We start from the raw sequence: 25,417 nt of genomic DNA, 5'->3' as shown, positions 1-25,417 counted from the left end.
GCCTCGTCTCATTGTTTTCACGGAAGCGGGACGAGATGGGCGGCTATCGAAGCCAATAAACTCACGATTGCAACAGTGCCCGCAGGGGGGCAAGGCTACGATTCCTGTTCTTTGGCAACACAGGGAATGAACCGGCTCAGCGGATGATGATCTTTTCTCCCATCGCCAAAATGTGATAGCGTTCTTGCAGCGGCTTGGAAAGCAGCAGTTTTACTTCATAAGGATAAGCGCTCGTCCAATAGCGATTCTCCGGCGTGACTTTGAACGTATCACGATGCTGCGGAAGAATGTAGTCCGGTTCCAGCTCGTTGATGAGAATCACCGAGCGGTCGATGTGCATGTTGTGTTCCGTCGGCGAGAAGAACAGCACGTCGACATGGTCGAGGAAAAGATGATCCTCCAACAACACCGAATCGCCGGGCTGCAAAAAACGCTTGCCGCCGAGCATGATCAAATAACCGCAGTCTTCGAGATTGGCCTCCGCAAAAATCGCGAACTTCGGATTGCCATGAATCGCCCGCAACGGTTTGACCTGCACGCCTCTGGCCGCAAACGGCTGACCGGGAGTGGCGACGATGAGCCGAGACGCGGGGATGGCTGTCTCCTCTTGCGCGATCTGCACACAATTCCGCGGGAGCACAAACATGCAGTCGGATTTTTCCGCAAGGATTTTCGAGGTTTCCCGTTCAAAATGATCGCCGTGCTCGTGGGTGATGAACGAAACATCCAGCTCGCTCGCCAATTCTGTGGCAGACACCGGCGAGGGAATGGCGCGATCGGATTGCTCCAGGCACAAATCGGTTCCAATGAGCACCCCGTCCGCTTTGATGAGCCAGCCGTTGTGGCCGGTCCACCACACCGCAATGCCGGAACGATGAGCACGAATGTCGTCTATAAGACGCGTGGGTGCATCTTGTGTCTGCGCAGCAGCGGGAATCAGTGCCACCAGCGCCATCATAGAAGTAATGAATTGTACTAGGCCCTTCAACATATTGCTCTCCCTCACCTCTCACTCAAGTCCGCCGGCAGCGGCGCCTTGGCCCTGGCACATGCCGCTCTTCGGATCAATCAGCAACATGGCAACCCCGCCGATGTTGGATCGGGTGGTCTTGACCGTATGTCCGCGCCGCTCGAGTTCCTTTCCAACCTCTTCGTCTATGCGCTGATTAAGACTCAAGCTTCCGAGTCTGGGCTTGTCCTGGCCGAACGAGCCGATGAAATGATCGGTCGAAAAGCGCGGCGCGGACATCGCTTCCTCGAGGCTCATTTGGAAATCGACATGATCGAGAATGAGCTGCAGCGCCGCCTGATCCTGCATGTCCCCGCCGGCAACGCTGATCGCCATCACCGGCTTGCCGTTCTTGAGCACCAGCGTCGGCGTCAGTGTCGTACGCGGGCGTTTGCCGGGTTCGATGCGGTTGGGATGATCCGGCCACGTATTGAAAATCACCAAACGTGTGCCGTGGGTCACGCCCGTCGATCCGCCCGAGCCTTCGGTGCTGCTCAAGCCGCTGGGCGTAGCAGCAACTACACTTCCCCAGCGATCGACAACCACACACGTGGTCGTGCCGCCAGAAGCTGGAAATGTTCGCGGCTTTCGTTGCAGGAGAGCTTGCATATTCATCGGATCGCCGGGACGCAGCTCGCGTGAGGCCTGGTTCATGCCAATGAGCTGCCGGCGCAGTTTGGTGTATTCATCAGAAAGCAGGGCTTTCAGGGGAACTTCTGAAAACAGCGGGTCGCCATAGTACTCATCGCGATCGGCCAGCGCCAGCTTCATGGCTTCGGTGACAACGTGGATGTAGTCGGCGGTAAGAAATCCCATGCGCTTGAGGTCGAAGCCTTCAAGCAGCCGCAGCGCCTGGCTGAGGTAGGGACCCTGCGTCCAAGTATCGCATTTGAGAATGGTATAGTCGCGGTAGGTGATCATCACCGGATCTTCGACGCGCGTCACATGCTCGGCAAGATCGCGCTTGCGCAAGAACCCGCCGCATGCAATGTACCATTCAACCAACTCATCGGCGATGTCACCACGATAGAAACGATCGGCGACGGCTTTCAATTTCGCTTCCCGCGTTCCGGTGGTGTTCCGTTCGGCATCACCAAGCTTGCGCAGCGTCTTGGCGAGATCCGCATACCAGCTTCTGCCGCCGGTGTCTGCACTCAAGAGATGAATGTCGATTTTCTTGCCGCTGAGGCCGTCGAGGGTGTCGCCGCTGCCGGTGTCGCGATACCAGTTGGGGCCGCCGGCCTCGAGCAGGGCGAGCGCCGGCGTCGCAACTTGTTCGAAGGACATGGTGCCGTAACGGCTCAATGCGGTCACGCACAGATCAATGACCGCGGGCACCGCCGCGGCGCGCATATCGTCCCCGGGGATGCCATTCTTGTAGTACCACGCCATCGCCAGCGAATCTTTCGGCGCAGCACCCTGGCCGGCGAGCACTTTCACTTCGCGCTTCTTTGCATCATAAATCATCAGCGGCACTTCCCCGCCGATGCAAAAAGCGCCGATGTGTTTGACGCTGAGCACCAACAACGTCGCGACCGCGGCATCTGCCGCATTGCCGCCGGCTTTCAGGATGGCGGTTCCCGCTGCCACCGCCTCTTTTTTGCCGGCAGCAACGATCCCATTTTTGCCCGACGCCGAGGTACCGATCTCTTGCGCCTTCAGAAGATTGCATGAACAAAGCAACACAACCACAACTGCAATCCTGTCGAACACCGGTTTCATCACCTTCATCTCACACCCCTTTGGTCGGTCGGAGCGTCAGGCTGCCATCGTCATTGAGCTTCTGATGGCATGCCCAGCGCAGCGGATACCGCACGCCTTTGACTTCAAGCTCACCCTTCAGTTTCAAGCCTTTCCAGTCCGTGCCTTTGGGCAGCACCAGCATGGCCTGGCGCACGCCGCGCGTCATCGGATAGCCTGAATCGAGACAGCCGCTGACCTGAACTTTGCCGTCGTCGTTGAAGGCCGTAACGCGCAACACACCCGGCACGCAGGCAATGCCATTGTTGACAAAGCCGATCACCAATCCCGGATAACCTTCTTTTTCGAAATGCCAGATCCACGAGGGCCGGACGCGATAACCCACCCGGCGCGCGATCTCATCGATGTACTCCGGATATTTTGCGTAATAATCTAGAATGTGCTTCGGCGCGATGTTGTGCCAATGCCACAGCGACCAGTAATTCGCGCCAATGTCCATCACATGGGCAATGATGTTATCGGTGCGCGTTACCCCTTCGTCGATCATCAAGGCCTCGGGATCGGCCGTGGTCATGCCGACTTCGCTGATGGCCGCAACCCAGGGCGGCCGGTTGCTCAACGCTTCGATCTGCTCATTCTCGATGAAGATGGTGTCGGTGCGAATCCAGTTGTGCGTGCGAATGGTGCGATCTAGCAACTCGGAATTGCCGACCAGACTGAAATCCGGCTGGGTGTTGGTGACCAGCGGAGTTTTGGTCCATGCCTCCAATTGCATCTCGAACATTTTGACGAACGTCTCTTCGGCGATCTTGTTATCGGGAAAGGGATTGCCGTCGAACGGCCAGGAATGGCCTTCGCCCCAGAAGCCGTACATGAACGTGTCCACGTATTCCACTAGCGGATTACCGTTCAACTCGTCGGCGAGCAGAGCATTCAGCTCACGGAACGCCGCCAGATAATCGGGATAATCATAACGCGGCATGCAGTGTTCTTTCTGGTAGCGCGGATTTTGTGGATTGCCCTTCCATTCGCCTTTGAGTTTCACATAAGGAACTTTGTTCATCAAGAACTCAGGCATCCCCGGCTCGGGGAAATCCGGATTCTCCAGCATAATGCGGAACCCGACGCGCTTGTTGTAACGTCGGGCAAGGTCGAAAGTAATCTTCCAACCTTCGGGGAAATCCAGTTTGCCGGGCTGCTTCTGTACATCGCGCCAATTCAGGCGGATGTAGATTTTCTGCGCAAAGGGAATTTTGATCAAATCCTCACAATATTTCTCGATCGAATCGCCTTGAGTGCGCGGCGGCCAGTAATCGCCGGAAATGTACACCGTCAGTCCCATGCCGAAATTCGGCACAATATCTTTTGATGGCGTTGTGGTCATTACCACTTCGCTGCCGGGCAAGAACTCTTCGGGGGCATATTGTGGAAAAGGCCCCTGATAAAGACGATCTCTCACTTCGGGACCGGAGCCGAAATCATAGCGATCCCAATTGTGCGCCGGGATGTAAGCGCCGGCTTTTTTCGCGCCGACTCCGGCGGCCAGCGCCGCCGCGCCGGCGGTTTGCAGGAAAGTTCGTCGTTTCATGAAATATCACCTTGTCATGTTTCTCAGGATAGTCATTTAAATAACTTACTCATTTTCTTTAAACCGCTAATCAACGCGAACGGCCGCTAATGCTTTTTAATTCGCGATGATTCGCGTCTATTCGCGGTTGGAGATCGGGAAAGTTATTTGATCGCCGATCCTCAGTTGGAATCTTCAACGAGCGATAAATCTGCCATAGATCGCATCGAGCAATGGCGTCCGCCCATCTTTCAAACGATCCCCCTGCAATGTCCAAACAATCAGGCCGGCAGCGTTTTTTTCCTTCACATAATCCGCTTTGCGGCCGACCGATTCCTCGTCGTCGAACGAAACGAGAATTCTTTGCGATTCGCTCACCAGGTAAGGCGCTTGCGCTTTGTTGTCCCACAAGCGTTTGAACCGATCGAGGCGCTCAGCGATCAGGGCGTAGGGTATTCCATCATCCGCCGGAAAGAGTTTGGTGTCTGCGCCGCCATGCTCGGTATAGATTTGCGTGCAATTGGCGTAGGCATGCCCGTAAAAAGCAACGCCCAGGTTGATTTTCTCAGCGGGTACTTGATGCTCGTTGTGATAAAGCTTGAAGGCGCCGTCCACACAGCGGGCGGAATCGCCCTGCGCCGGGCCGAAGAGCGCGGAGTTATGATTGCTGAGCTTGCCCCACGGTCCAAAAAGATCGTAAGTCATAAGGTTGAGACGATCCAAAATAGCGGTGATCTTTTGAACCTCGATATCGGGCAGATGGCTGGCGGCTGCGGGCAGGGAGGCCGAGAGCAGATAATATTTGCCGGTTCTTTTTCCAAGCGCTTGGAGACTGTCTCTCACGGTTTGCAGCAACAAAGTAAAATTCTGTTTATCCTCGGGTGTGCCCTTATGCCGGACGTAACCTGGAAATTCCCAATCGACATCGATGCCATCAAAACCATAGTCAGTAATTTGCCTGATACAGCTTTGCGCAAAGTTGGCGCGCTTCAAAGGATCGGCAGCGACCTGCGGGAATTTATTCGAATTCTCCCAGCCACCAATCGAGAGAACCATCTTGGCGCCGTGGCGATGCGCGAGGGCGACCATTGAACTATTTGGCTTGAGGTTACCGGAGAGCGAGTCCATTTCGCCTTTAAGAAGATAGCTGTCGGCCACCGGATCCATCCCAACGATTTCGCCGCTTTCCAGTGGATAGAAAAACGCATAGGTGACGATGGTCAACTTCTGATAGGGTATCAAGCGATGGTCGAGACGCTCGCGATTCTTTTGCCATTTCCATGACGGAAAATAACCATTGATGTCCTTTTGCTGTCCCTGCAGCGGCAGCGCAAAAAGAAAAACCGCAGGGATCAGAGTCCATTTCAGAAATTTGGCCATAGTCGCCTCTCACCAAATGATCTCAACATGCCAGCCTTCGGCCCAATTATTCGGGAACCGCTTCGAGCAACAAATTCCGGCTAAATTGCACCGCAAGTTTTGCCGCCGGTCCGCTCACGCTGCCGTAATCTTTTTGATTGACATAATCAAGCACGCGATAGCTGCGTGCCTCGAGACCGCGAAGTTCCACCTCGCCATTCCATTCGTTCGCATAGAAGGCATAATACATCTTGCCTTCTTTTTGAATCGCATGGGCCTCGGGTTTGTCAAAGCCGATATCGTACAAGCTGCCGAGATAAGTGCCGGCGGGCAACATTTTCGCGTGATATGCTTCCGACCATTTGGCCCACACCGGCTCATGCTCGGGCGTCAGGTCGACTTTGGAATCCTGCTTGGCGCCGACTGGCCAGGTGAACTTCGTGCCGATGATGCCGCCGATGCCGACCGTGGTGGCAAAGTCATCGCGGCCATCGCTCAGCTCGACATGATCGCCGTAATAGGCCGCGTTGGGTCCCATCAACGCCTTGAGGGTCTTGCCCTTCAAGCGAATCTGCCAGGAGCTTTCGGGATCCGAAGATACCGATTGATTCATATAAGGCATGGTGAAAAACGAAAACGCCGTGCCGCACGGGCAAATCTGCACGACGGCATTGGGATGAATGCTTATTGCAGTTTCATAGATCACCTTGAAAAACTCCGGCATTTTCTCGACGGACTCTTCGGGATCGGCGTGCTGATGCGCCGGGTTGTAACACGGCGGGGCACCGTTCAAGTGTTGCCCATCGATCTTCAAACCTTCGAATCCCCAGGTCTGCATGAAGGTCTTGACGAGGTTTTTGGTGTACTCCTGCACCGGCGGATACGCGGGGCACAAATAGTAGGCATCCCACCAACTGATGTCTTGCCGGGAGCCGTTTTCGTTCAGCAACAGATACTCGGGATGCTGCTTGATCAGATCCGTGCCGGGATCGACCGCCAACGGTGCCCACCACAGTTTCGATTTCAAACCTTGGGCATTGATGCGTCTCACAAAATCGATCATGTCGGCATCGCCGTGCGGGAATTTCTTTGGGTCGAGATACCAATCGCCCTCCGCGGTTTGCCAGCCGTCATCGAGCGTCGCCCACTGATAACCGAGCTTCTTTGCCATCGGCAGCGTGTTCACGACTTGATCGATGGTGAACTTGCGCTCATAACCCCAGGCGCACCATTCCGGCTCATAGGTCGAGGCCGGCGGCTCATGAAACGCAATACCCTTCTTGATCATCAGCCGGCGATAGTCCACCAGGGTTTGAAAATAATCACCGCGGTGAACGGCCACAAAGGTCGGCAGCGTGACAAGCGATTCGCCGGGCGTGAGCGTCATCTTCATTTTGAATTGGACGCTCAACGACGCGGTGGTGGAGTCCATCATGTTCACCGGCAACGAAACCAATTTCGGCACCATGGCGAGATGGCCGACGCCAATACCGACCTTGCGATTCCAAACATCGACCACCGGCGTGCCGCCGCCGTAGTCGGAGGCGTTCATGCCCATGAAATTTTCTTGTGAGAAACCCGCTTTGAGTGGCAACACCCAGTCCGCACGGGATTCATAAGATCCGCTTTGATAAGACCAGAAACGCGGCTCGCCTGCCTCCGTCGCAGAAACCGTGTAATGATTGTTCGTCCAGCCGTCGATGACAACCTCCGCATCGCCAGTGTTGGTGTAAGAAACCTGGCACACCGCAATGCTCGGGAAATCATCATAAAGCGAAACGGCAACTTCCTTGCGCAGTGCCGCATTGCTGCCCGTGATGAGATGTTTCGTTCCTTTGCCAATGGCGTCATCGAGGTTTTCCCGCCGTTGCCCTGCGAAAGCAAAATCCTTCACCTCATTTCCGGCAATGACGACGAATTCGCTGGGTGAAAAGTCTCCAACTTCGACGGCGCGGCCGTCCAGTTTTGCCACAACTTTGCTGTGCAGCTTGCCATCAAACACAATCCGGATGTTCTTACCGTCCACGGTTGCTGATTTCTGCGTACTGCAGGCGGCAACCCAGACTGCCAAAATGAGCATGCCCGCCAGCCAGGCGATTTCGGTCGATTTCATTGGGTTTCGCATACTTGTTCTCCGGTTATGAACAAATCAACTCCTGCCGTTTGCCGCATCACTGCTGCCAAGCGGTTGGGAAGATTCTTTCAGCATTGCGGTGATAGATCTTTTCGACAACACTTTTCGGCAAAGCTACCCCCTGAAATGGCTGGTCCAGCTCCGGCACCGTCATGGTGGAGTCGGTGTTGAGATATTTCCAATCCGCCAGCCATTTGGCATGGATTTCTTTCTTGAATTCCTCCGGCTTCGCCTCCGGCGCCTGCGTCATGTCCGTGGCATAGAGAATCCGATCCTGATATTTGATGAGGAAGCGGCGCACTTTCTCGCGGTCGCGGCTGGATTGATACTGCACCTGGCCCATGCGCGCGGCCATATCGACCACCGCCTGCGGAAAACGGTCGAGAAATTTCGCCAGCTCATCGACGCTCCATTCGAGACTCGCCAAATGGGCGCCCATGAACTTCAAATTGCGATTCCTTTCGAGCATGCGATCGCGTGCGCTCATTTGCTCTTCGTAGGATGGAAACTCGGGATGCAGGTACATGTGATACTGCGGATGCGCTTTGAAGTAGCCCTTGTCGTTGTTGACGGTCATCTCCTCGATCGGCAGCCAGCAGTTTTTCGGCTCACCCTGATGGCCGACGAGCACGACATTTCTCTGGAGGAGATGCTGAAAGATCGGATCAAAACGCGGATTGTCGATCATCACCAGCGCGCCGCTCTGGTCACGAAATTCCATGCCGATATTCTTCCAGACTTTGACGGCCACGGCGCCGGCGGCAATGGCCTCGTCCAGTTGGCGGAGCGCGCCCTGCTGCCAGCCCGGCTCATCCCATCCCTGCATCAAGAAGGTTCCTGCAAAAGCCACCTGTGCCGGATGCGCTTGCTGATGTGTCAAAGCGAGGCGCTGCTGCTCTGCCACCGGCGGGAAATCGGGATAATCGACATTGATCGTCAACAAGCGGAAATTGTCCGCCTGCGCCGCTTCGACAAACGCAGCGTTGCCGGCATTGAGATGAACGTGCGCATCGATTTTCGTCACGCGCTGAAAATCAGCGATGGTGAAATGGCCGCCGTCGCACGAGATCAGAAGCGGCAAAAACAACAGCGCCGCAAGAGAGCGTCGTTTGTTCATGGGGAAATTCCTGTGATTATACTACCGGTGTCCGGTTATTTTCCAGATCGACGATTCAAGATCTGCAGCGCATTGTCCCGATAGACTTTCTTCAAAACTTGATCACTGAGCCCGAAGCCATTCAGCGCCCAGTGATAACCGAACTGGTTGGTTTCATAAAAATGCTCATCGGTGCTTTCGAGAATGCGAAAGGTGATCCGGTACATCTCCGGGTCAAAGCCCATGTCGGTGCCATAGACCAGCCGGTCCTGATATTTTTCATAGAAACTGGCAACAAAGCGCGGGATGGGCGCGGTCTCAGCATAACGCGCGGCGTTGTCGGCGTAGAGATTGGGATACTTGTCCAACAGTTCGCCCATTTTCGTGAGATCGTAACTCAGATTGGCAAAATGCACGGCGATGAACGTCGTACGCGGATGGCGTTTGACGGCGCGTTCGAGGATGTCGATCATGCCGGCATGGCCGACGATATCTTTTTGATTGTCGAGGCGCCACTCCATCGCGTTCATCAAGCCGTCGTTGGTGGAGTCCATCGGCTGGTACATCCAGATCGGATCGGCAACGTGAATGCTGATGGGAATCTTCAAGTCCGCGCACTTTTCAAGCAACGGATCCATGCGCGGATCGTCGAGGTGCATGCCCCAGGCCTTGGTGGGATGCTCATAGAACAGGCCCTTGCCCTTGTCGCCCATTTCGCCCACGCCGGCCGCGCCGGCTTTCACGCAGCGTTCCAGCTCAGCCACCGCTGCCGGCCCAAAGCCGGGTTTGTCGTAGCCGGTGTAATCGAAGCCGCACCAGACCGCGAAACGCTCCGGATATTTCGCATAGAGCGCATAGATCGAATCGAATTTCGCGCCGCTGGCTGCGGTCAGAATCATGGTTTTCGCGATGCCGACCTCGTCCATGAATTTCACCCATTGCGCAATTTCCGCGGGGCCGCTGGCATAGGCATGCGAGTGCATGTCAATGACCGGATATTTGGCTTTGGCAATGAGCGTGCGCGGGGTTTTGTAGATCGACTGCGGGCGGTAGTCCTTGAGCAGCAACTTGTCAGGAGGTGTTTGCGCGGCGCTTTGCGTTGGTTCAAGTATCATCAAAATTGCCGCAATAAGACACAGCGGCACCACTGATTTCAAGATTTGCGTTTTCATTTTTCTCCGAGAAAGAGATGGCAACTCAACCGGTTGCCATCGCGCTGATGGTTTTTCGTGAGGGCATAACGATATCAAGCTTCTTGCAGGCGATGGTGATGGGAGGAGGAGACATGGAGCTCCGTTCTTATTTCAAGATTAATGAGGTATGCATGCAAGCACGTACGGGCAGGTGAGCTGCAAATGCCACCCGCTTATCTGATGACATAAAACTTCTTCGTCAGGAGATTGCGCCCGTTGGTAATGCGCACCCAGTAGATTCCGGTCTGCAAGAATTCGCCCTGTTCGTTTCGCAGGTTCCACATAAAGCGAAATGGCTGGACGGCAGCCTTGTGCGATGCCGAAAAAACAGTTTGACCAAGGACATTATAGACCGCGATGGCAGTGATCGATTCGAGATTCGAGGTGAATTGCACCATGCCGTCATTCCCTTCGCCGGCTGCGAACACCGGATTGGGAAAAACCTGCAGCGTGCTCGGTACGGTGGCCGCCGCGGCGATGCTGCCCTCGGCCACTGCGGTTGGCTGGGGCAGAATATCCGCGAGGCGGCCGCTGAGGCGCACATCATCAATCCGCCCATCAAAATCGTTGATGCTGGGCGCTGCCGGATCGCTCCGGAACCACGTGCCAATGGCGAGCGGGTCGTCATTCGCAAAAATTGCCTGGTTGAAATTCAGCGTATCGACCGCCTGCCTCGGGTTATTCCAAAGGTAAACCTTGCGAGCGTTGAAGTCGTAGAACGCTGCAACGAAGGTCCATTGCTGCAGCGGAATCGTGAAGCTGGAGGTCACGCGTTGCGCGCGGTCGTTGGCATCGCGGATGAGGAATTCCAGTTTTCTGCCGTCCGCGAGGCGCAGCGAGTAGTTGGTGGTCTTGGGTGTGGGGAATTGATCACCCTTGGTGATGATGAAATGAACTCTATCGAAACGGACGGGATAGATCCAAGCCGAGATGCCGATATTCTCGTTGGTGAAATCGAGATCGTCGCTGTCGTCGACCAGAAAATAGTCGTGCACATTGGCGCTGTCCAGCCAGAGATAGGCGCCGCCTTCCGGCACTGGCGGCATCGCGCTGAAGCTTGCCTGCTGCTGCAGCGTTCCGTTGTCCGCGCGCGCATCCCAGACAGCGGTGTCCAATCCCAGGTTTTCGAATTGCCATCTTCCCCCTTTGCTCTGCGCATATCCCATCGTGCTGAGACCCAGCAGCAAACACCACAATCCTTGTCGCCTCAGAAAATGCGGTTTCATAAAGAACTCATGAATTGGGGGAGCGGTGGCATCAGCGAAATCGGACGAGCGCGGCCGGGCGCCTTGCAGCGCAAATGACCGGCGCCCGTCCGATTCCATTCTTCCGGCGGTGATCACGGGCCGTAGCGCGGCGCCTGCTCGACGCCGATGTAAGCGGCATAAACGATTCCCACATCACCCCAACCCGGATGCACCGCGTACATCGTCTTGTTGTGGAGCGTCAAGTAGCGCATCGGCGTGGCCAGTTCGCCATCGTACAGGATTTCGGTGGAGCCGTCGGTCTTGATGGCCAGGATGTGCACATCCCAGGCTTCGGAGACGTAAACGGTTCCCTCGTTGTCCACTTCCAACCCGGTCGGCGGAGAATCTTCGTTAGTATGAATAATCTCGCCGTTCTCAAGGCCACTCGCCGTGATGTCATACCGCCAGACGCTTCCGGTTTCCCAAATGTCCGTCACAAAAAGATGACTCTGAAAAACACGGCAACTCTTCGGCGAACCCAGCTCGGCTACCAGGGTCACGCCTCCCGAAGCGCCGGCACGGAACACACCGGCATCGTTTGCTACGAGATACAGGTTTCCGCTGGCGTCCCAATCGAAATCGACGACCGCCAGCGAGTCACCCAGGAAGTAATCTTCGACGGTGCCTCCATCCGGCGATACACGGGTGATCTTGTGCTCGCCCTGATCGCACACATAGAGATAGCCGCCGGGGCCGAAGTGGAGGGAACCATCCACTGTCGTGTGGGCAAACTCCGATTTGTCTCCACCTGGCGTGATCTTGAAGATGATGCCGTCATTGCCCGAGCCGACATAGACATTGCCGCCGGCATCGACGGCGACGCCCTTGGGCCAGCTTATTTCTTCGTCGACGACGGTCAGGGTCGGCTTGAAGGTGAAGTTCATTTCATTGCTCCAGTGCTCCGAGCCCTTGACGGCGACCCGAACCATCACGGTTGCATCCGAGAAATTCGGCGTTCGCACCGACAATTCCGTCGCGCTGGCGGCCAGCACCACGCCCGTCCGGTTGCCGAACTGCACCAGGTTGAATTCCGGAGTGGTATTAAAGCCGCTGCCCCTGAGGGTGATGACGTCCCGGAGAAAACCCTCCGTAGGCTCCACTGCCGTGAGCGTCGCCGCGGGCAGCCCAGTGGGGTTCGGATCGGGTCGCCCCGGCCCGAAGGTTGCGTTCTCCGGCGCCTCGCATGCCAGGCCGCAGAAGACGCAGGCAGTGACAAGTGTATACAGGGTGAATCTGGCGTTCATGATTCAAATTCCTCCGTGGGTCTTCGTAGTCCTGTCCCCTTGTGGGACACTGTTACAAACAAGAATTCAATGCCTTCGACAGCCGCCCACAAGAGGCGGGGGCTACGTTTATACGGGAAGTTATTTTGATAAACCATCAGAATTCAAAATCAAAGGAGAACATGTGAACGGCGTCGAAATTATCGAACGCCAGATAGCTGTAATCCAGGCCAAAGGCGGTCTGGCCCATGGTCAGCCTGGCGCCGCCGCCGACCGTCACGTCTTCTTCGTCATAGTTGGTTTTGTAGCCGGTCCGCAGGAAAAACGCCTTCTTGAAGCTGTATTCCACGCCGAAATGCAGCCGTTCGGAAAAATCCCGCGGGTGAATGGCATCCACCGAGACCGTGACGCTTTGGTCGCTCGCGGCCTCCTGCACCAGTTGCAGCAGGTTCATCGCGACGCCGAACTTGAAGTTGAGCGGCAGCGGAAAGGCCTCGAAACGGTACTCCTTTTCCTGCGAGACGTTCTGCATGGCCATGGCGATCCGCAGGTCTTTATAGCCGGTATAGAAGATGGTCCCGAAATCGATCGCCATCACATTCATCCGGGCGTTGAATCTCTCCGGACTGGCGAAGGATCCCTCCAGCGAGTTGCCGAGGTTTTCATGCAGAAATTTCAGCGTGCCGCCAAACGAGAATTTGTTCGACACCCGCCGCGCAAAGCTGACGCCGAGCACCCAGCTCTCCGGTGAGAAGGTGCCGGTCTCTTCATACAATCCCGCGCCACTGGTGAAGCGCGTGCCGTACAGATTTCCCCAATCCACCGTGATGAAGTGCACGCCAAAGGTGCCGATATCACCAGCCGCGTAGGTCGCCGAGGCGGCATTGACATCGATGTCCGCAATCCACTGGGTTTGATTGAGAAAAACGTGATGGCCTTCGGCCAGTGCCAGACCGGCAGGATTCCAGAACGCCGCGCCGGCATCGGTGGCCATCGCGGTGTAGGCGCTGCCGAGCGCCGCAGCCCTGGCGCCCACCGGAATGGACAGCCACTTCATCCCGGTCTGCGCGATCTTGTCCACGCCCTGGCCGGACGCCGGCAAAACTGCGCACAGCGCCAGCAGCAGCAGGAGCGTTGTCGTCTTTGGTATCGCTTTCATGTCTTGCCTCACGATTTGCAATGTTCAGTTTTTGCTCGCGAAAGGCGCCGCCGGTGGGACGGCGTGGCGGCCCTCCGGCGCTACCGCACCACCACAAACTTGTGAATGCTTCCCGAAATCGGCTCCTGGTTGACGTTGCGGGCATTGGTCACCTGCAGCAGATACACGCCGCTGGCAACGTACTGATTCGATTCGGTAATGAGATCCCATTGATTGTCAGCGCTGCCGCTCTCGTGCTTGATGACTTTGATCAAGTCACCGGTCGCGGTGTAGATGCGGAGCGTGCAGTAAGCCGGAAGATTCACAAACAGAATGGTGTTGGCGCGCGTGCCGCTGAAATTGAAATCGCCGGCGCCGGCCAGGAACGGATTCGGCACCACCCTGACGGCCTCGGAGCTGCCGCGTCCCGGCTCGAAAGCGATGGCCGGCAGCTCGGAGCGATTGGCGTACTTCGAGCTTTCCAGGCCGGAGTTGTCCACTGCGGTGACCGCATAATGATAGGCCTCGCCGCGCACAACGTTGACATCGCTGTACGAAGTTTCGGTCGCCGGCACGTCGGCGATGCGCTCCCACAGCAGATGCGTACCCTCGGCGTTCAGCTCGGTGTCTTCGTCGACCAGGAAATTCCCACGCTTGCGGTAGATGCGATAACTCTGCAGATCCGGAACGCCGGTCTGGAAATCAGGGACCGTGGCGAGATCCTCCCAGCTCAACTCGATGCGATTCGGCCCGGAGGTCACGGTCAGGTCAGGCGCCGGCAGCGGCGAAGGAATGTTGAGATTCTGATTCCACGCCCACAGGGCGCGATCCAGCGTTTGAAAGAGGGAATCTTTTCCGGTAGCCAGCAGCTCGTTCTTGGCAGCATCGTCGAAGGTGGCGCCGGCAACGCCGCGGTACCAATCGCGCCATGCGAGGCCTTTCTCGATGGCAAGCTGCCGCGAAATGCCGTTGACGCCGACGGCATAGACAATGACCACGGAATCGCCCAGCGCCAGATCATAAGGCCCGAACGCCTGGAACGGATACTCATCCTCCTGGGCGCCGGCGTCATCCGGCCAGCCGGCCTGATCTTCCACCGTCTGTTTGGTGCCGGAAGCCGCCCAATCCCACTCGGTCGCAAAGCCCGGGAAATCCGAATCCCACACATTATAGATGCTCATGTTGGCAATGATGGAAATCGGCTGGGCCGGATCGTCGCTGCGATCCTGCGGGGAACGATCGACGTGCAGCGCCGCAAAGCCCGAGTACGCGCTGGAAATGAATTCACCCGAGGGCATGGCGGTCGATCCTTCCTCACCGATAGCAAAGCGCGGGTCGCCGGTGTCATCGAAGGCCGGCCCGCCGGTTTCGAATTCCGTGAGGTCCGGATGATCGCCGTCCCAACTGTAGGATATCGCCAGTTGCCGGCCGCCGGGCACGAGCTGCGATGAGTAATCCTCATAGCTTGCCCAATCGTCCTTGCCTTCCTCATACCAGCGCGAGTAGGTGATGTACGTGCCCTCGGCGGTCTGGAAGGAATAGCCGACGACGAAATAAACGTCTTCGAGGGTCTGGGAGGTGCTGGTCTCGGGTTCGGGATCCTGATCCCAATCGAAGGTGACCAGGTAACGGTTGTAGAAGATGACATAGTCATCGTGATTGGGATTGGAGAAGGAGTAGGAACGCTTGAGCACGTCGAACCCGGGAGCTGATTTGTAGCGGTTTTCGATCATCAGGTCCGCCGGCAACTCGGGATCGACTTCGCCGTTGTATCGGCGCGACGACAGTTGCAGCTCGCCGTTGGCATAGACCCAAACCTCCGGAGGCTCATAGCGCCGCACTTCCCGCAGGCCATAGGGTGCGGCGGCATTGTAGGAAACCGGCCCGCCGATGAATTGCTCTTTGCTGTGCACCGTGCCATTGGCATCGATCCAACTGCCCACCACATGGCCGGTGTTGTGAAACACGATATGCGCATAGCGAAAATGATCCTGCGGCCATTCGCCGGTGGGCTGCACGTCATTGGTGTTGATGTTCTCCCCGGCTTCGATGCGCAATTTGAAATCACCCAGATTATGCGTTCTGGTTTGCGCGAGCAGCGTGGTCGAGACGAGAGCGGCCAGCAGCAGCGCGCCGAATGCGCAGAACGCATGCGTCCTTGGAGGGCTGCAAAATTTCAACATGAGTGTACCTCCATCCAGATCTTGAATGTCAACTGTGTTGCGGTCATTTGACGCGACCTTTCTTGGCAGTCGCATGCGGCCCGGCTCACATTTCGATCCGCAGGCCGAAGTAGAATTCCCGCGGATTCACGAATTGCGACCAGGTGTTCCAACCCAAGTCGATGTAGGGTTTGTCCCATTCACCGAGCTTGTCGTTGCCCTTCTGGGAGCCGGTTTCATGCGGAAAGTGCAAGGAGTCGAGGTACTTGTTCCAATTGAAGGGATTGGGGAATCCCTTGTTGTCGAACAAATTGTTGACCTGCATGTAAAGGCCGAAACGGTTCGCGCCGAGCGCAAAACGCTTCTCGAACATGAGGTCGGTGTTGGCATAGTCGACGACCTTGACCCAGATCTGCTCTTTGAGCGGCGCATCGGGATTCAGCAGAGACTCGCCGCCGTCCGACCAGTTTTGCAGCACATTCAAGCGCCAGTCGCCGAGCAGCTTGTGGCCAAGAACCTTGGGCCCGAAATCAGCCGGCGTCCGGAAGGAGAGGTTCGCGGTTACGGAGGGCACACCCTTCTGCTTGATCTGCGCGGCGGTCTCGCGCTGGCGATTCGCCAGTTGCCGGTCTTCATAGAGATAACGGTAGCCGGTGCGGCCTTCGCTGCTGGTCAGATACTCCAGCGAAGTCCAGCCATACCACCAGTCGCCGAAGCGTTTCTCCAGCTTCAGTTCGAGGCCGCGGATGTCGGCGTAGCTGTTGTTGGCATAGGTGGTGATGTCGTTTTCGCCGTCGAGCGACACGATGTTTTGCGGGCTCAATTGATCGGAAACGTCTTTGTAGTATCCGGTGAGATGGATGAGAAAATCAGTGCCGATGCCCTGCTCCAGGCCGGCTTCATAGGCGATGGTGCGCGGCCATTCCGCGGCAACGTTCGGCAGATCGGCGCCCCGGCCGGTGGCATTCGGCCGCACCAGAAAGAGCTGATCGACAACCGGCGGCTGGAGAAAATGGCCGTAGTTGAAGAAGATCTTGCTCGCCGTGTTGATCGGGTGGGAAACGCCAATGCGCGGGCTGAAATAGAGCTTGTAGGAACCTTCTGAAGTCGTCAGGTTCGCGAAGCTGCCGTTGTTGGCGCGGTAGGAGTCCAGCGTGTAGGGATTGTTGGCGAAGATGAACGCCGGATCCAGATTGAAGGCCTGGGTGCGGGTGTTGTAGTAATCCAGGCGCAGGCCGACGTTGGCGACCATGCCTTCGAATTCCAGCTTGTCCTGCACATAGCCCGCCAGTTTGATGGGCGATTCATTGTAATACCACCAGAGCCAGGGCGCTTCACTCACCGGCGTGGTGGTGGCGCCGTTGTTGATTTCCCGCCGCTCTTGGAAGTCGGTGTATTCGAACTTGACGCCCAGCTTCACTTCGTTGTGCCGGTTGACCTGCGAGACCAGATCCATGCTCAGGCTGACGCCGCGGTATTTGGAATGATCCTGGCCGCGCCCGCCGCCGGACATGAGAAACTCGCCGAGGATGTCGTACTTCTCGGTGATGCCGCCGCCCAGCGCACTGCCCACGTAACCGAACGGGCCTTCATCATACCAGGTGTCACCGATGCGCTTGACGCCCGCGGTGTCCCGCAGGGCGATGGGTTCCTGCCGCGTGCGGAAGTCGGTAAATTCCAGGCGCAAATCATAGAAGGTCTTGCCGCTGAGCAAATGATTCAGCGCCAGGCCGCCGCGGTATTGGCGGGTTTCGATCGGATTGAAGTTGGCATCGTGCCAGATGTAGCGCCAGAAGTGCGCATCACGCGCATACTGCGTGCCTTCCCGCGTGCCGGTGATCATGCCGACGGTGTCATCATAGATCGAACCGTCGACGCCCCGCACGAGAATGTACGTGTTGTTCAAGCTGAGCTTCAACGACGGTGACAGGCGCTTGGTCAGCTTCAGCAACGTCGTGCTGGCAATCGAATTGTTGCGGCTGAAGGGATAGACCAATTGCAGATTCTCATAACGCTGCGACAACAGGAAGGCGACGTTGGAGAAGGGTACCTTGCCGCCGATCGACAGATCACCGATGTAATCCGGTTTGTTGGCGTATTCCCGGGTGCGATGCTGCCACTTCCAAATCTCGAGCAGCTCCTGCGGGGTATAGTCGTTTCTCGGATCCGTGTCCGCCAGAAACTGCCGCGCCACTTCATTCCAGCCGATGAACGTGAACGGGTACGCCTTGCTGTTCACCATGTCTTGGGTGACGCCGGTGAAGGCCTCGGCGCCGGCATAGACCTGCCAGAAAGGCCCGTCGATGCCGAATGGGCTGGGGCCAAAATGCTTGCGATCCGGCGGCCGTAACTTGCCGTCAAAACTGATGGTATAGCGGTCGAGATTTCCTTCTTTGGTGATGACATTGACCAGGCCGGAGCGGATGTCGCCGAACTCGGCGTTGAAGCCGCCGGTCAGAATCTCAACCTCCTGGATCGCGGTGAGGCTGAGGTTGGTCATCGGTTGCTGCGTCCGTTCGTTGCGGGTGGAAAGCCCGTCGATCACGATGTCGGTTTCATTGAGCTGGCCGCCGCGCACGATCAGGCCCGAGCCTTCGGTCGAGGCCGCCAGGCTGATGCCGATCTCGGTGCTGAGAATTTCCTCAAAATTGTCCAGCGGCCGGCTCTGAATCGCCTCGGCGGTGACGATACGCTGACTCGCGGACACGTCCATTTGCACCACCGGCCGCGAGGCCTGCACCACCACGGTTTCGCCCTCGAGTAACTGCTGTGACAGGGCGAAATTCAACGGGGTGGTCTGGTTGATGCTGACTTTCACATTCTCCTGCACGACCTGCCCATAGCCGATGATGGAGGCGCGCACACTGTAAACGCCCGGCGGCAGATTGAGCACGGTGTAATTGCCGCCCATATCAGTGGCCGCTCCCGCGGTGGTGCCGTCAACCACGACATTGACACCGACCAGAGGCTCCGAGGTTTCACGATCGATGACGCGTCCGGCGATTTTGCCGGTGTTGGCCGCCCAACTGTCACCGGCCATCGCCACCAGCAGGACGTGCGACAACAGAATCGCTATCGCGGTCCCATACCTGTGGAGTTTCATCTTCCGCCTCCTGAGTTGGTAAGAGGTTGCTTTGGTTTCTTGCGTTCAGTTGGCATAGTCTTCCATCCAATTGGGATTGCTGTACTCCGCCGGGTGATTGGAATGCACCAGCACATAATGGCCGTCGCCGGTGCGGTCCACAAACACAAACTCCCTCCTGCCGTCCAGCGCATACGTCCAAATCTCCACCGGGCGGTTGATCTTTGCATCGAAAGCTTCGCGGCTTACCTCCATGGGTGATCCGTATTTGATATAGATCCTCGCCATGTCAGAGTTCAGGCCGCCGGAAAACTTTTCCCGGCAATAGGCCAGGCGCCGGAAATGTTCCAGCATGAATTCATTTTCCGGCGTCCCGGGCGTCGGATCCTTCGCTTTCCAAAATTCGAGCAGAAAACTCTGCTTGCCGTCGTTGGAAAGCTGCCAGTAGATTTCCCGCTCCCGTTCGCTGGCCACGTATTTGATTTGATCGAAGTATTTCTGCATGTCCTCCGGGGTCATGGTGAGAACCCTCGCCACCGTCTCAGGCCCGGACGTGCAGGCAAAATCCACCGACGCGCTGCAGGCTTGCTGGGTTGTCAGGTCAATCACCTGCAGGGACAGGCGATAGTGGCCCGGGGGCAGGCCGGCGACCGGAATCTTTTCGATTCTCGAGCTGTTGGCACCGGCTTTGGGGAGCTGCGCCCGCGTGTTCGTGAACACGCGCTTTCCGTGCGCATCGTGAACTGCGTAGTGGATGCCATAGAAGGAAGTCTCAGCCGGCGCATATTGCAGATGATTGATTTCGAAATACACAAAAAGCTGCGACAACGAATCGGCGAGCGAGAATGATCGTGACGGCAGCGGCACCACGACCAGCCCGCCTTTTTCAAAAACACTTTTGCCCCGCGCTTTTTGAAGTTGCGCCGACAGCATGAGATCACTGAGAGAGAATCCCCGGCTCAAATCGCGCACCACGAATTCCCGACGCAAGCTTCCTTCCCGGCCGGAAGCCGAATCGCGCAGCGCCATCTGCAGCGTGACCGGGCCCGGCGCCACCTCATACCGCTTGAGATCGAGGAATGAGAAAACCCCGCCCTCTTGCTCGCGCGCAAGAGCGATGGACTTTTTCTCGTGCGCCGCCACGAGGACCTCGCCCTGCGCTGAGCGCAGGAGGAGGTCAAGATCGAGTACCAGGGGTTGACTTGGAGATGAGTGCGAGGAGAATTGGGACAGGTCAACGGCGTAGGAGATTTCCAGGGCGGTTGTGCCGGCGCGGCCTTCGAATTGGCAAATGTCCGCAAAGAAGGCGAGCGCGCCGGAGCTGTGGCTGGGCATCGCGAACGCAACGCCCGGCGGTGACAGCTCTTGCGCCGGCGATGACCTGGCCGCAACCAGCAGGAGCAGGCACGCCGCCAGATCGGGTAGTCGTTTCTTCATTTTCTAGACATCCATTTTCACTGCCGCAAAATCATCTTGTGCATGGCCTGCCAGGCGCCGGCGCGGGCGCGGCAGGAGTAAACTCCGCTGCGCGCGCGCCCGCCGAAACGCGTCTCGCCGTTCCAGTGAAACGACACTCGCTTCGCCGCGGAAGCCGGCTGTCGTAATTCCTGCACCAGCCGGCCGGTCATATCAAAAATCTCCAAGACGATTTCCTCCGTGAGCCACGCCGGCACCTCCAGCTCGATGCGCGTACCCAGGTGGAAGGGATTCGGGAAATTCTGATGCATATGAAAGCTCGGCGGTGTCAAGGCCACCTCCGCCACGGCCGTCCCGCCAAACCAGACACCAAGCTCGACCCGGTTGCCCTCCTCGTTGCCCAGCGCATCTTCGGCGCGAATCGCGAAATAGTACTCTGCCGCCTCAACCAGTCCGGGAACGGCGAATTGCAGATCATGGCTCACGGCGGCTGCGGGCGTGATATGCGCGAGCCGGGTGGCCGTGGCAAAATCAAGCGGCGACGCGGTGCCGTGGTAAAGATTGTATTGTACCGGCTGATGACGATCATCAGCACGATTCCACCGCACCACGACGTGACCGGATTCCACCCGCGCCTGCCGCACACCCACCGTCTTGCTCCAGGTCGGCGGATTGACATCCGGCACATGCTGGTGATAGATGTCGTAGCGCATCTCCTCCAGCATGATGCTCGATACCGCATCCGTCCAGCCCTGGACGTCGATGGCTTCATGCCTCTGATTCTCCAGCATGAGTTGATAATCGGCTTGCGCCGGATTGAGATAATCGAGACAGAGCACCGTGAAGCCGTCTTGCTGGTGCGCGGCCGCATTCACGCGTGGCGCCCAGTAGTTTTTGTTGTCGGCGAAATACGGACTCACGCCGCCGGCACTGGTGTTCCAATCCCACTCTGTATAGTAAGACTCGAACATGATGGCATTCACATAAGGCCGAATAGTGTGCGCGTAAGAGGCCGCCTGCGCCGGATCGAAATAGAACAGCCCGCGGTTGCCGATGATCACCGCCGGCGGATACCATTGCCGCAGATTCGCGAGGCACTGCGACATCCCGGCCACGGTCCAATGATATTTCCCCCATGGCGAGGCCGTGTCGATGGTATCGAGAAACAGGCCGTCACACTTCCACCGGTTGATGATGTCATCGGCGCCATGAGCTTTGGTGCGAACGAATCTCTGCCAGAGCGAATCACCGGCATTCACATAGAAACTTCCCCACACGCCATTCTGATCGGGGCTGCCATTCTGATCCGCATCATCGACATACCACGAAGCGACGCCGCGCTGCTGATAAACGAGCACCTCTGATTGTGCATTCCAATAAACCGGGCCGCTGCCGTTGCCAACGTGTTTGCCATCATCATCTTCGCCGAGGGAAAGATAGCCGACAACGATCACATCGTCGCCGGTGCCGCTGCGATCATCGAGGCCGTTGCGCAGGTCGGCGACCTGCGCCGCTGTGATGCCCGAGCGAATGTCAAGGATCACCAGGTCGAAATATTGCGCCTGCAGGATCTTGGTCGCGTTCCATCCGCCGTAGTAGACCAAATAATCGGACGCGGAGGTGATGCCGGCGAGCGGACCGGCATTCTGGCTGAAGCTCAGCGTGGACCACAGGAAAACCAAACCCAGGCTCAGGTTGGTTCTCCGGTGGGCGGCATTCTGCGCAAACGGCATGGCAAAGGAATCACGCTACAGGGTGAACTGTCGCTGCACCGGCCGGCTTGGCCTCCTCCTCGAGGGACATGAGAAGCGTCGCGAGGAGCGCCAGCACCATGCCGGTCAAAACAAAACGGCTGGGTACGGCACGATGGATGATCAGCGAAATAACGACCGTGATCACCGGCGCCACCGCGTTCGTCAAAGGACTGACGATGATGGCCCTGCCATAGCGGAAGGCATAAACGATGCACAGCGCGCCGATGGAATTCAGAATCTGAATCATCGCGGCGAGATACGGGCCGCGGAATCCCCAATTGATCGGCTGCGCGAAGTCCGTCATCCACAAGGCAAATGGAATGAGAATGATGCCGGTGACCGTCATGTAGAAAAAAATGCTCTCCGCCTTCATCGTTGCATTGGCGAGTTTCATGAAGTACGCCTGAATGCCCCAGGCCAGAAAGACCAGCAATGCCAGCACCACCCACAGCACGCCGCTGGCGCCGGAATTCCCCGGGGGTTGATAGGACAACAGCGGCATGGCGATCATTGCCAGGGCGATGCCGGCCCATCCCATCTTGTTGGCGCGCTCTTTCAAAAAGCCATAGGCGAGGAGAATCGTCACGACCGGCGACAGGGAAATGATCGGAAACACCAGGTACGCCGGTCCCATGCGCAGCGCTTGAAACAAAATCAACTGGCCGCCGGCGCCGGTCAAGCCGATCAGTGTGCCGAGCAGAATCGAACGGCGGTCATAATCCAACTTCCAATTGATGACGCGCAACGCCACCAGGGCCGGCACGATCATGGTCAAGGCCCAAACCGAATAACCCAGAGTCGCCGGGAAACCGGATTTCTCAGGAAGCTCGATCAACGCGCCCCACAATCCCCAGAAGGTGGTGGTGACCAGCGCAAAAATCAGCCAGAGTCGTGATTTCACAGATTGTTCTCCTTAGCCTGCTTGTTCTGAATCCGCACCTTTGCCGCTTTGCTGTGATTCATGGCAATCATGTCTTCCCATTCAGCCCGTGCGCGCCGTTGCGCGAGCGGTTTCCCGGCCGGGTGGCTTCCGCGTAGACTTCCAAGACTTCCTGGATTTTGTGATAAATCAAATCCGCCGGCGTGTTGCCGAGGCCGCCCTCACGCACCGCCTGGGCCTGCACCGGGAGATACTGGCTCAACAACGTCGCCGGCGCAGGATACTCACTCAGGTTCGCAAGCAACACGTGCAGCGCCGCAGCCACCTCCGGCTCGTTCCAATAATATCTGATGCGATCGCTGTAGCTGAAGCGCCGCGCAAAGGCAATCTCGTTCTCGTCGCCATGATAGTGCCTCTGCCAGTATTGCGGCTTGGCCAGCATCGCCCGCTCCAGCGCCGCGCGCACCTGCGAAAGCTGCACGGATTTGCGTCCCGCCAGCCATTCCTGCTCGATGTGTTCCAGCGCAAAGATCGCCTCGCGAAACGCCAGCGTCAGCCAGGGTCCCACTTTCAGAATCGCAAAATGATCCTCCACCAAATGGCGCAGGGCGGGCCGGCTTTGATAGTCCGTGGAGTGCGCCTCGAATACCAATGTGGGGTAGTGCTCGATGAGTTCCTTCAGCGCCGCGGTTTCCGGAGAGCGCTGATAGGGCATGAGCGCAAGCTCGCCGAATTCGACGCCCGGCTGCACCACCACGGCAATGACGCGCTGCCATGCTGCTGCCAGACCAGTGGTGAAAAAAGCCTGGCGCGTCGCTTCGATGGATTGTCGGGCGTGTTGAACTTCGGTGGGCGTGGCGTGGGCAAACTTCTCTTGGGCGCCGCCGGGCGGCGGCACTTCGGTGCCGATCACATAGACTGGGGCAATGGCATTCGGCGGGAGTTCGGCAAAAGTGGCTTCACAGACTTTGGCGAGCTGCGCGGCTCGCGCGACGGCCAGGGTCATCGGCAGGCCGCCCTGCGCCTCCGGCGGATCATCGGCGCACGGCATGCTGGTGTCGAGATGAATCTTTCTGAAGCCGGCGCGAATGCAGTCGCGCGCCAGCTCACACGCCTTGGCCATCGCGACCGCGGCGCGTTCGTGCTGCCAGGGATTCGGCCCGAGATGGTCGCCGCCGAGCATCACCCGCGCATAGGGGAATTCCATCCGGTGGGCGGTGGCCTCGACAAAGTCGGCAAAGTTCTGCGGTGTCATGCCGGTATAGCCGCCGAACTGATTCACCTGGTTCGAGGTTGCCTCGATGAGCAATTCCGCCGGGTCGGTTTTACCCAGCGCCATGGCGGCTTCCAGAACAAAACGATTGGCCGAGCATATGGAGCATACGCCCACCGCCCGTCCCTGCTTTTGCTCCGCGACCACCTGCCTCAGCGGATTTTCCATGGCAGCCATCCCTGGATTGCACCTCCCAGGATGAAGATCACATGACGATAATCACGGCCTCAACAGCTCTGCTGTATATCCAAAATAGTTCTCGAAATCCTGCGCGATTTGTTCACGATTCTGAAAGGCGGCGGTTCCGCCCGCCTGGGTGACGGACAGCGCGCCGCACATATTGCCAAAGCGCAAACATTGGCTGACGTCGCCGCCCTGCAGCCACTGGAAAATGAATCCGGCGTCGAAGCTGTCGCCGGCGCCCACGGCATCGACCGCGGTCACATTGAAGCCCTCGCTGGTGTAGAGCTTGCCGTCACGTTTGGCGAGCGCGCCGTGCTTGCCCAGTTTGATGACGACGGTGTTCACGTGTTGGGCGAGCTTGTCCAGGGCGGCCGCCACGGTTTGGCATTTGGCAATCAGCAGCGCTTCATCTTCGTTCGGCAGAAAGACATCGACATGGGGAAAGACTTCGTACAGTTCCGGATCCCACCGTTCCTCGGGATCCCAGTTGGTGTCGAGAGAAGTGGACAAGCCCAAGGCCCTGGCACGCTGAAACAGTTGCGCGCACTCGCGCCGCAAGCCGCCTTGGAGAAAATAAGAGGAAAGATGCAGGTGACGCGCCGTCTGCACATAATCCCAGTTCACATCCGCCAAGCGCAGCTCATCCATCGCGCCCTTGTAGGTCAGCATGGCACGCTGGTGCGCATAGTTCATCGCCACGGTGGCGCCGGTGCCGCACGCCGGCTGGCTGATGATTTGCCCGACCTCGACGTTGCGATTCCGGAGACGGGCGAGCACCAGATCGCCGAAAACATCTTCACCGAGCTTGCCGATGAATCCGACGCGTGCGCCCAGCGCCGACAGATTACTGGCAAAAATCGCCGAGGAGCTGCCGAGCGTCAGGGTCATCGCGCTCGCGATCTTTTCCTTGCCCAGCTCGGGAAAGCCCTGGATTTGATCCAAAATCAAATCCACGTTCAGCTCACCGACGACCACGACGTCGAGTTTTTTCATAATTGGC

The 25,417-nt window shown here is 57.6% G+C and carries 17 protein-coding genes; all 17 read right to left on the bottom strand.

Annotated elements, in window-relative coordinates; all coding sequences use genetic code 11:
* Nucleotides 1–136 precede the first annotated feature (136 nt).
* Nucleotides 137–991, bottom strand: a complete 855-nt coding sequence (locus tag L6R21_17025; protein MCK6560900.1) for an MBL fold metallo-hydrolase — start codon at nucleotides 989–991, stop codon at nucleotides 137–139.
* 18 nt (nucleotides 992–1,009) lie between these two features.
* Nucleotides 1,010–2,599 carry a gamma-glutamyltransferase gene (locus L6R21_17020; GenBank protein ID MCK6560899.1) on the bottom strand — a complete coding sequence of 530 codons (1,590 nt, stop codon included), beginning with the start codon at nucleotides 2,597–2,599 and terminating at the stop codon, nucleotides 1,010–1,012.
* Between the two features lie 142 nt (nucleotides 2,600–2,741).
* On the bottom strand, nucleotides 2,742–4,298 hold the full coding sequence (locus L6R21_17015; GenBank protein MCK6560898.1) for a hypothetical protein: 1,557 nt from the start codon (nucleotides 4,296–4,298) through the stop codon (nucleotides 2,742–2,744).
* A gap of 174 nt (nucleotides 4,299–4,472) precedes the next feature.
* Nucleotides 4,473–5,657 carry a glycoside hydrolase family 18 protein gene (locus L6R21_17010; GenBank protein MCK6560897.1) on the bottom strand — a complete coding sequence of 395 codons (1,185 nt, stop codon included), beginning with the start codon at nucleotides 5,655–5,657 and terminating at the stop codon, nucleotides 4,473–4,475.
* Nucleotides 5,658–5,703: 46 nt separating this feature from the next.
* Nucleotides 5,704–7,749 (bottom strand): alpha-galactosidase, encoded by a 2,046-nt coding sequence (locus L6R21_17005; protein MCK6560896.1) that lies wholly within the window; start codon nucleotides 7,747–7,749, stop codon nucleotides 5,704–5,706.
* Nucleotides 7,750–7,807: 58 nt separating this feature from the next.
* Nucleotides 7,808–8,887 (bottom strand): amidohydrolase, encoded by a 1,080-nt coding sequence (locus L6R21_17000; GenBank protein MCK6560895.1) that lies wholly within the window; start codon nucleotides 8,885–8,887, stop codon nucleotides 7,808–7,810.
* A gap of 35 nt (nucleotides 8,888–8,922) precedes the next feature.
* The gene (locus L6R21_16995; protein MCK6560894.1) at nucleotides 8,923–9,981 is read right to left on the bottom strand and encodes an amidohydrolase family protein; all 1,059 of its coding nucleotides are present in this window, start codon (nucleotides 9,979–9,981) and stop codon (nucleotides 8,923–8,925) included.
* A gap of 251 nt (nucleotides 9,982–10,232) precedes the next feature.
* Nucleotides 10,233–11,285, bottom strand: coding sequence for a T9SS type A sorting domain-containing protein (locus L6R21_16990; GenBank protein ID MCK6560893.1), 1,053 nt, complete (start codon nucleotides 11,283–11,285; stop codon nucleotides 10,233–10,235).
* A 113-nt stretch (nucleotides 11,286–11,398) separates the two neighbouring features.
* Nucleotides 11,399–12,550, bottom strand: coding sequence for an IPT/TIG domain-containing protein (locus L6R21_16985; protein ID MCK6560892.1), 1,152 nt, complete (start codon nucleotides 12,548–12,550; stop codon nucleotides 11,399–11,401).
* Between the two features lie 136 nt (nucleotides 12,551–12,686).
* Nucleotides 12,687–13,688, bottom strand: coding sequence for a PorV/PorQ family protein (locus L6R21_16980; protein ID MCK6560891.1), 1,002 nt, complete (start codon nucleotides 13,686–13,688; stop codon nucleotides 12,687–12,689).
* A gap of 80 nt (nucleotides 13,689–13,768) precedes the next feature.
* On the bottom strand, nucleotides 13,769–15,850 hold the full coding sequence (locus L6R21_16975) for a hypothetical protein (GenBank protein MCK6560890.1): 2,082 nt from the start codon (nucleotides 15,848–15,850) through the stop codon (nucleotides 13,769–13,771).
* Nucleotides 15,851–15,935: 85 nt separating this feature from the next.
* Nucleotides 15,936–18,932 carry a TonB-dependent receptor gene (locus L6R21_16970; GenBank protein ID MCK6560889.1) on the bottom strand — a complete coding sequence of 999 codons (2,997 nt, stop codon included), beginning with the start codon at nucleotides 18,930–18,932 and terminating at the stop codon, nucleotides 15,936–15,938.
* Between the two features lie 45 nt (nucleotides 18,933–18,977).
* Nucleotides 18,978–20,348, bottom strand: a complete 1,371-nt coding sequence (locus L6R21_16965) for a GWxTD domain-containing protein (GenBank protein MCK6560888.1) — start codon at nucleotides 20,346–20,348, stop codon at nucleotides 18,978–18,980.
* 17 nt (nucleotides 20,349–20,365) lie between these two features.
* On the bottom strand, nucleotides 20,366–22,060 hold the full coding sequence (locus L6R21_16960; GenBank protein MCK6560887.1) for a hypothetical protein: 1,695 nt from the start codon (nucleotides 22,058–22,060) through the stop codon (nucleotides 20,366–20,368).
* Nucleotides 22,061–22,070: 10 nt separating this feature from the next.
* Nucleotides 22,071–22,982: a DMT family transporter gene (locus L6R21_16955; GenBank protein ID MCK6560886.1), complete on the bottom strand. Its 912-nt coding sequence runs from the start codon at nucleotides 22,980–22,982 to the stop codon at nucleotides 22,071–22,073.
* Nucleotides 22,983–23,049: 67 nt separating this feature from the next.
* Nucleotides 23,050–24,402: a class II D-tagatose-bisphosphate aldolase, non-catalytic subunit gene (locus tag L6R21_16950; protein MCK6560885.1), complete on the bottom strand. Its 1,353-nt coding sequence runs from the start codon at nucleotides 24,400–24,402 to the stop codon at nucleotides 23,050–23,052.
* Between the two features lie 51 nt (nucleotides 24,403–24,453).
* Complete coding sequence (locus tag L6R21_16945; protein MCK6560884.1) at nucleotides 24,454–25,410, bottom strand: carbohydrate kinase family protein; 957 nt, start codon at nucleotides 25,408–25,410, stop codon at nucleotides 24,454–24,456.
* Between the last annotated feature and the right edge of the window lie 7 nt (nucleotides 25,411–25,417).

The sequence above is a fragment of the bacterium genome (assembly GCA_023150945.1).
Taxonomy (GTDB): domain Bacteria; phylum Zhuqueibacterota; class Zhuqueibacteria; order Zhuqueibacterales; family Zhuqueibacteraceae; genus Coneutiohabitans.
Note: the sequence above shows the minus strand (reverse complement) of the source record. Positions and strands in the feature narration are given on the sequence as shown.